Here is a 9228-nt window from a genome sequence, read left to right on the forward strand (position 1 = left end):
GTAAAAACCAAATGATAAAGGCTTCCAGTTCGGAAGCCTTTTGTTTGAGAGAACAGATTATATCTACAGCTTCTCTAGCAACTCCGGCATCACCTCAAATAAATCGCCGACCAACCCATAGTCAGCGATATCAAAAATAGGCGCATCGGGATCGCTGTTAATTGCGACAATCACCTTTGAGTCTTTCATTCCCGCTAAATGTTGAATAGCACCAGAAATTCCGACGGCAATGTATAATTCAGGTGCAACAATTTTACCGGTTTGCCCGACTTGATGGTCATTAGACACATAACCCGCATCGACCGCCGCTCGGGACGCTCCTACCGCTCCACCTAGCTTATCAGCCAATTGTTCGACTAAAGCAAACTTCTCTTTACTCCCGAATGCACGACCACCCGATACCACCACTCTAGCCGCTGGCAATTCTGGTCGCTCACTTTCTGGCGTTTGCTGCGAAATAAACTCATTAAGTTTGTTGATAATCACTGTATCGACTTGAGTAACCTTAGGGACAACTGGCGTATCTGACAGCTCTTGGGCATCAAAAGCCGTACTTCGTATGGTCATCACTTTAAAGGGGTCGTTCGACGTGACTCTCGCCAATGCATTCCCGGCATAAATTGGACGAATCACCGTATCGATAGACTCGATGGTCATCACGTCCGAAAGTTGCCCTACATCGAGCAACGCCGCCACGCGAGGCATCACATTCTTACCAAACGTACTGGCAGGAGAAAGAATGTGTGAGTAATTTTTGGCTACTTGTGAGATCAAAGACGCGATATTTTCCGCTAACCCATGCTCGTATTCCTTCGCGTCAACCCAGATAATTTCTGCAACGCCCTTAACGCACTTCAACTCATCCAAAACCGATTGGCACTGATAACCAATAAGCAATACAGAAATAGGAAGCGATTTAGCATCATCCTTGATATCAAATGCCGCTTTAATTGCACACAGCGTCCCTACAGCCAACGACTGGTTGTCATGTTCCGCAATGACAAGTGTTGCAAATGGTCGGTCGTCCATGGTCATGCCTCGTATAACACGTCAGATCCATTACTTGAGCTTAGTTCACTTCACGTTAACGTCAACTGAGCTATAGTTTTCTGTATAGAAACCAAAAACCTGTCACGCAGATGACGATAATAGAAAGGAAGCAGATAGATGGAACGAGAATGCATGGAGTTTGATGTCGTGATCGTGGGAGCCGGACCTGCGGGCTTAAGTGCCGCTTGTCGCCTAGCTCAACTCAACCAAGATAGTGAAGGTGACGCACTTTCAATTTGCGTTGTAGAAAAAGGCTCAGAAGTGGGCGCACATATTTTATCTGGCGCTGTTTTTGAAACCAATGCCTTGGATGAACTTTTCCCCGATTGGAAAGAAATGGATGCCCCGCTATCAGCCTCAGTTCAGCAAGACCATTTCCTTTATCTTACTACTGAGCAAAACCATATTTGCGTCCCTCATTTCCTTACGCCACGTCCAATGATAAATGGCGAAAATAATTATGTAATTAGCCTTGCCAACCTTTGCCGTTGGCTCGCTAACCAAGCAGAAAGTCTTGGGGTGGAAGTTTTTCCTGGCTTTGCCGCTGCAAGCATCAATTATGATCAGACTGGCGCCGTGACAGGCATTAATACGAGCGACATGGGACTAGATAAGAACGGCCAAGCCAAACCTAACTTTGAGCCAGGTATCGAGCTAAAGGCAAAATACACCCTTTTTGCTGAAGGTTGTCGCGGACATCTGGGTAAAGAACTTATTCAAAGGTTCGACCTAGACGCAGGCAAGCAACCTCAGCACTACGCGCTTGGCCTAAAAGAGATATGGGAATTACCCACTGACAGTAAGGATGTATCTGGAAGTGTTATCCACTCCGCTGGTTGGCCCTTGAGCGAAACAAATACCACTGGCGGCGGTTTTCTCTATCACATGGAGAACAACCAAATCGCGGTCGGTTTGATCGTAGATTTAAACTACAGCAACCCTTACTTAAGCCCGTTTGACGAGTTTCAACGCTTTAAGCACCATCCAGCTATCAAGCAACATCTTAAAGGTGCCCAACGTATCGCATATGGCGCAAGAGCCATTGCAAAAGGTGGACTTTCTTCTCTGCCGAAACAGCAATTCCCCGGCGGTTTATTGATTGGTTGTGATGCAGGGACTTTGAATGTCGCTAAAATTAAAGGCAGCCACACAGCCATGAAGTCCGGAATCATTGCAGCAGAAGCAGTACATACTGCCCTACAAACTGGGGCTTCTGAGCCAGGCTACCAGTCATTATTTGAATCATCATGGTTGTATGACGAGCTCGCCGAAACACGTAACTTTGGTGCGAACATCCACAAGTTTGGCAGCATACTGGGCGGTGCACTTTCGACCTTTGAGCATAACCTATGGCAACCACTGGTTAAGAAGCCGTTACCTTGGACTATCAAGGACTATTCGTACGATCACGAACAGTTAAAACCTAAACAAGAGTGCCAACCAATTGCATACCCAAAACCAGATGGTGAAATCAGTTTTGATAAGCCTTCGTCGGTATTTTTATCAGGAACACAGCACGAAGAGAACCAACCTTGCCACCTTGTTCTGACTTATCCTCACATTCCAATTGATGTGAATTTGGGTATGTATGACGAGCCGAGCCAGCGCTATTGCCCTGCAGGGGTTTACGAAGTGGTGGAAGTTGAGAGTAAGTTGAAGTTTCAGATAAATGCCGCCAACTGCGTGCATTGCAAAACCTGTGACATCAAAGATCCTTCACAGAACATCACATGGAAAGCGCCAGAAGGTGGTGGCGGACCAAGCTATCAAAACATGTAACCAAAGAACCACTTAAAGTGCAGAAGCAGTGCATTTACTACTGCTAATTTGTAAAGTGGTTAAGCAAAAAGTCGGTAGCTAACAGCGGCAGATAAAGAAAAACAGCACCTGATGATTCAATCAGGTGCTATTTACTAAAATAACTTTATCTTCAGGTAATATTAATCCACGCTAAAAACTTGGTGATGGAACAGCTGATCAACGATTTCATGAGATGTCGCTGACGACCCTAGCTCCAACCCTGATAAATCAAAGTTCTCTAATGCCACGGACATTGTGTTGCTGCCTTCTCCAGTAATCGTCAAGTTCAGAGTATCTTGGGCACTATCGTAGTCTGCGCTTACGTGTTCCAACAGATTATCCATATCCGTTGTGTCGTCACCGACAAACTCAAGAATGTCACTCAAATCCAACTTGTCTTCATCCAGCCTAAAGTCTTTAATCACATCTCTTGATGACGTCATGTCCAGTGATTCTTGAGTAAAGGTGAAGGTGTCAATACCCTCTCCACCTGTCAAGATGTCACTGCCTAGACCTCCCGTCAGGATATCGTTTCCGAGCCCACCAACCAGAATGTCATCGCCTGCGCCACCACTCAACGTATCTTCACCTGCTTGTCCTAGCAAAATATCAATGCTTTCGCCACCAGTGATGCTATTCGCAAACTCATCTCCCACCGACGCATGGCGCTCAGTTTGCACAATATCGGTGCCAGAATCGTTCAATGTAAGTGTAAAGACGTTTTCACTTATGCCACCTTTACCATCAGACACTTTAAACAAGAAATGCATATCCGCCTGCTGGTCACCCTGTAGAGTAAGTTCATCGCTTTGAGTAAAGCTATAACTGCCATTGGATGACACTTCCAAAGTACCGAACGCTGTCTGGATATGAAGTTGACCATCTACGTCACTGGTTGAAGAAACTAACGGCTGATTTACGGTTACACCGTGCAGATCTGCGCCCAACAGAGTGAAATCGCCTTCTGCCAAAGAAATGGTCATGCTATCACCATCAGCGTCCTGGCTTCCCGCCAGTAACTCGCCGGCAATTGGATCGGGAGAGAACTGGTTTAGGTACTGCCCCAAGTCTTCACCTGAGTCGATAAACACCACTTTGTCGCTAAGCTCATCTAGAGCCTCTGCGGCTTTGACATTATCAGAGAGAGCAATACCAATCCCATATACCTTGGCGTCATGAGTCTGTTTGTAATCCTCCCAGCGCTCGTCTAGATCAGGAGAAGTAACAGCGCCCACGCTAGGGTTGGGTTCGCCATCTGAGATAAAGAATATGGTGTCCTTACTCTCTGACGGTTTTTCTGGACCGAAATAGTCCCAACCATCCTGCCAAGGGTAAACGGCATTACTTGCCTCACCAGGCTCCATTACAGCCTCTAAAGCTTTATCGTAATCCGTATTGGTACCGTATTCTACGTCACACCAGTTGCGCACATATTCTGACACTTCATTTTGGAAACTTAAATCGTTTGGATCACGGCCATTCATCTCTGGTGGGCGTGTCATCAACTCAACTTCACTCAAGGTCAGCCAGCTATGTGTGGATGTATCTCCGTCGAAACGTACCAGGCGGATATAGGTATTTGATTCTCCTCCATCGGCAATCATGTTTTCAACCATGGAATGTAACGCTGCTGCTGCTTTGTAAGCTCTCGATTCAGTTTTCGGTGCGGTTGCATCACGACCCACGGTATTCTCACCGTCAAAGGTACGGGTCATGCTGTTCGAGTGGTCGAACACTACCGTCACTTTATTGATCGGTAAGTCTTCCATCTGAGCAAAGCCCTGAACTGGAGATGAGGTTGGGGCATGGTTCTCAGTGACATTCAGGATAACCTGAGTTGTATCGGTATCAACACCATCGCTTGCAGACACTTCCAACTGATACGTTTGCTGAGTCGAGTGATCCAGTTTTACACCATCTTTCAGCCAAATCTCACCGCTATTCGAGTCAACACGGAATAGATCAGCATCACCACCACTCAATTCATACTTTATGGTGTCACTGCCATCCGGATCAAACGCTTCCACCTGGCCGACTAATACCCCAACTTCTTGCTCAGCGACGTCAAAGCTTGCTGTATCTTCTGTTGGCATACCGTTGGCATCGGTGCCATGGGTTTGGTCTGTATCACCGACACTGATGAATTCTGGTGCGCGATCTCGGATATCAATGGTAACTTCACTATTTGTAGTATCACCGTCAGCATCGATAACCGTAACGTCAAGCTTCTCTTGTTGATGACCTACAACATTACTCGCTTGATAGTCGTAGTGACCATTTTCAAAGTTAATGGTCAGCTTGCCGTGGTTGGTATCAATCTGCGCCAGAGAATGATCCGATATTTTCGTGCCATCGCTGGTAGTGACATCACCGTTTACTTTGTTGTAGTAATATATCTCGCCATCGATAGTGATGTGATCTACCCACTGAGCATCACCGCCATTGTCATCCAGAAGGTTGCCTTGCAACTGGCCTGAGACCGTTTTACTAAGCAAATCCCCAATCTGAGAATCATCTACAACGACAATAGCACTACCTTTATCTGTCGCGATCGACTCCAGATGTTCCAGAGACGCACCATTACCGATACCGACAGACCAGATATTTTCAACATCCTGACCGCTACTGCTGATGCCATTTTCCATCGCATTTTGCAGAATGATGCCCTCTTCTTCAGAAGTAGGCTGAACCCGACCATTCACTATGTCCTGATAACGCTGTTCACTTTCAAAATCATCTGATGTTGACCACTTAATCAAGTTTTCACGGGTTTGAATTTCTCCCACGTTCGTTTGATTTGTCCAATAGGTAAAATCGGAAGGTCGACCATCTGAGATAAAGTAAAGCTGGGTATCGGTATTACTAAGCAATGCGTCATCTTCTGGATCACTAAGTATTTCATTTATTTGGTCAACGGCCTGGTTATATGGCGTCGATGCATATGGATGTATACCAGAGATAAAGGCATCAATGGCCTCGGCAGAATCTAGCCACTCAGAAATCTGGCCAGATGGTTGTCCGCTGTAAGTTGCAATTCTAAAACTTACTGGACCCAAATCTTGGTATTGCTCAAACATTGACTTAATAGAGTCCTGAGCAAGTTGCCAGCGAGTAACATATTGTCCGTCTGCATCTGTTACCCAGTCGAGCATTGATTCTGACGCATCAAGTGCAATCACAACACTATTACTTTGTGAATCAACATCATTTATTTCGTAGTGAGCTGAAGACGATGACGGTAATGAATCCGTTACATTCAGATGCAAGGTGGCACTCTCAGACTGACCTCCGGCATCCACCTCGACGCTAGCGCGGATATCCAGCATGTCCGCCCCCTGCTCCGCATGATCAAGAGGCATATGTTGATCAACTGTGAAATGACCCGTTTTGCTATCTATGTTGGCTTGAACCACTTTGATGCGGTCGGCACCTGTTCCAGTATAACCAGTTAGAGTGCTCTGATCTGCACTCACTTCAAACACGACCTCTTTACCATCGCTGGTGAAACCACCTAGGTTTTGCTCGGCGTTGAAGTGATATTCAGCCTCCGTTGCAGACCCGAGGTTTGCGATAAAGTTGCCTTCAGCATGTACGCCAGTATCCGTACCAACTTGAGATTCATCCAATGCTGCGTGTGCATCACTGAGCGACATAGGCTCACCCATCACACTAACGGTAACTTCTGCTTTATCAGTCAGGCCGTCGTCATCACGGATGGTGTATTCGAAAGTATAATCTTTCACTTCACCCGTTTTCAGGGTTTGTTGATCAGCTGGCAGTGACTCTAGGTACTTGGCCGCATCAAAGACCAATTTACCATCTTGCAGACTAAGGAAGCTTTCTGATGGATAGTCGATAATAGTCAGAGCGTCACCATCCGGGTCGCTGTCATTCGCTAGAACATCCAGCTCTAAAGTGCCTGAGCCGTTGGTCTGGTAAGCTTCATCAAAGGTCGTCAGGTCCGCTGATACCTGAGTAATAAAGTACTCTGAGCCTTTAGGATCAATGACACCGTCTTTATAGCTGGTAGTAGACATTTCAATACTATCGAAGAAACGCCCATCTGCATTGATGTTGACTACTTGATTACCACCACGGGTACCTTCAAACACACCTGTCGCAATCAAGTCACCTTTGTAGTAAGCCTTCCAAACACCGCGCTCAATACCAGGCTCCCAGCTACCGTTCGAAGTGTCTGTCCATAGGTTTTTCACTTCAACTTCAGCATGATCGGCAACCTGACCATTAGCGAAGGAGAAGCGCATTGCTTCACTTTGTCCAGTTGCATCATCATATCGAATCTGACCATCTTGAACCCGGTCAGAGCCGCTGTCTAGCGCAGAACTAATGCCATATTTGTGGTCGCCGTCACCAACATAATCAGCTTTCGATGCATCAGAAACCTTGTTTCCAGATCGAGTATCAATCACATAATAATCAACTGTGATATCAGCACTGTCATCCCAGTTGCTCTGGTCAAGTGTCTTGGTTGTTTTTTCAATGCCCTTATCATCTTCAGCAATAGGGGCTTCATTAATATCGCGAACCAACACTTCGACCTGAGCTGTGTCTTTACCGCCAAATTGGTCACGAGCTTCTACTTCTAGCTGGTAGTTATCGATAGATTCATGGTCCAGATTTGCACCATTTTTGACACTGATCTCACCGGTAAGACTGTTGATTTCAAACAGTTCGCTATGACCGTTTAAGTGATACGTTATCTGACCATCCTGATCGACATCGAATGCATTTACTTTTCCAATTACACCCGATTGACTGTTTTCATCAACGCTAAACTGGTAACTATCGATGTCGGTTTTACCTTGGGCATCCAGACCAAAGTTGTCATTACTCCCACTAACAAATTCAGGAACATCATTAGTGCCCGTAATATCAATCACGATGTTTTGTTGGGTGCCATCGGTCGCAGTGAGAGTGATGGTGTCTTGTACCTGGTCACCCTCGTCCAGCTGCTGAACCTGGCTTTGATCCAGCGTATACGTCCACTTCCCATCCACCAATACTAGCTCACCGTAGGTGCCCGTAACGGTAGTGTTGCTGAACACTGGCTCATCGCCATTATCAACATCAGAGATAGTGATGGTGCCTGTTGCGGTCGCGACATCACCGAGGTTGCCTTCGCTCACCTTGCCAGTAAACGTACCGTCAACAATAGGCGTGTCTTCGGTGCCCGTAATATCAATCACGATCTTTTGTTGGGTGCCATCGGTTGCCGTCAGGGTGATGGTGTCTTGCACCTGCTCACCCTCGTCCAGCTGTTGAACCTGGCTTTGGTCCAGCGTATACGTCCACTTCCCATCCACCAATGCTAGCTCACCATAGGTGCCCGTAACGGTAGTGTTTGCAAAAATCGGATCGTCGCCGTTATCAACATCAGAGATGGTGATGGTGCCTGTTGCGGTCGCGACATCACCGAGATTGCCTTCGGTCACCTTGCCCGTGAACGTGCCCGTCACGACTGGCGCGTCTTCGGTGCCCGTAATATCAATCACGATGTTTTGTTGAGTGCCATCGGTCGCCGTGAGAGTGATGGTGTCTTGCACCTGATCACCCTCGTCCAACTGTTGGACCTGGCTTTGATCCAGCGTATACGTCCACTTCCCATCCACCAATACTAGCTCACCATAGGTGCCCGTAACGGTGGTGTTTGCAAAAATCGGGTCGTCGCCATTATCAACATCAGAGATGGTGATGGTTCCTGTTGCGGTCGCGACATCACCGAGGTTGCCTTCGGTCACCGACCCCGTGAACGTACCGTCAACAATAGGCGTGTCTTCGGTGCCCGTAATATCAATCACGATCTTTTGTTGGGTGCCATCGGTCGCCGTCAGGGTGATGGTGTCTTGCACCTGCTCACCCTCGTCCAGCTGTTGAACCAGACTTTGGTCCAGCGTATACGTCCACTTCCCGTCCACCAATGCTAGCTCACCATAGGTGCCCGTAACGGTGGTGTTTGCAAAAATCGGATCGTCACCATTATCAACATCAGAGATGGTGATGGTGCCTGTTGCGGTCGCGACATCACCGAGATTGCCTTCAGTCACCTTGCCGGTGAACGTGCCCGTCACGGCTGGCATGTCTTCGGTGCCCGTAATATCAATCACGATCTTTTGTTGGGTGCCATCGGTTGCCGTCAGGGTGATGGTGTCTTGTACCTGCTCACCCTCGTCCAACTGCTGAACCTGGCTTTGATCCAGCGTATACGTCCACTTTCCATCCACCAACACCAACTCACCATAGGTGCCCGTAACGGTAGTGTTGCTGAACACTGGCTCATCACCATTATCAACATCAGAGATAGCAAGGGTGCCGGTTGCGGTCGCGACATCACCGAGATTGCCTTCGATCACCTTGCCG

Annotated in this window: 2 protein-coding genes and 1 pseudogene; 1 reads left to right on the forward strand and 2 read right to left on the reverse strand. The window is 47.3% G+C overall.

Annotated features, from left to right (window positions below):
• Nucleotides 1-63: 63 nt before the first annotated feature.
• Nucleotides 64-1029, reverse strand: a complete 966-nt coding sequence (locus D8S93_RS17035; protein ID WP_152814414.1) for an electron transfer flavoprotein subunit alpha/FixB family protein — start codon at nucleotides 1027-1029, stop codon at nucleotides 64-66.
• A gap of 138 nt (nucleotides 1030-1167) precedes the next feature.
• On the opposite strand from D8S93_RS17035, the gene D8S93_RS17040 reads away from it, so the two are divergent.
• Nucleotides 1168-2829, forward strand: a complete 1662-nt coding sequence (locus D8S93_RS17040; RefSeq protein ID WP_152814416.1) for an electron transfer flavoprotein-ubiquinone oxidoreductase — start codon at nucleotides 1168-1170, stop codon at nucleotides 2827-2829.
• Nucleotides 2830-2990: 161 nt separating this feature from the next.
• Here the strand turns inward: D8S93_RS17040 and D8S93_RS17045 are convergent.
• Nucleotides 2991-9221, reverse strand: a pseudogene (locus D8S93_RS17045) (VCBS domain-containing protein); the annotation flags it as partial.
• Nucleotides 9222-9228 lie beyond the last annotated feature (7 nt).

This window comes from Vibrio sp. VGrn 2, assembly GCF_009361695.1.
GTDB classification, from domain to species: domain Bacteria; phylum Pseudomonadota; class Gammaproteobacteria; order Enterobacterales; family Vibrionaceae; genus Vibrio; species Vibrio diabolicus.

What these genes read in the sequence shown, in the direction of transcription:
- D8S93_RS17035 (WP_152814414.1), bottom strand. Translation starts at nt 1,029, where the DNA reads ATGGACGACCGACCATTTGCAACACTTGTCATTGCGGAACATGACAAC.
- D8S93_RS17040 (WP_152814416.1), top strand. Translation starts at nt 1,168, where the DNA reads ATGGAACGAGAATGCATGGAGTTTGATGTCGTGATCGTGGGAGCCGGA.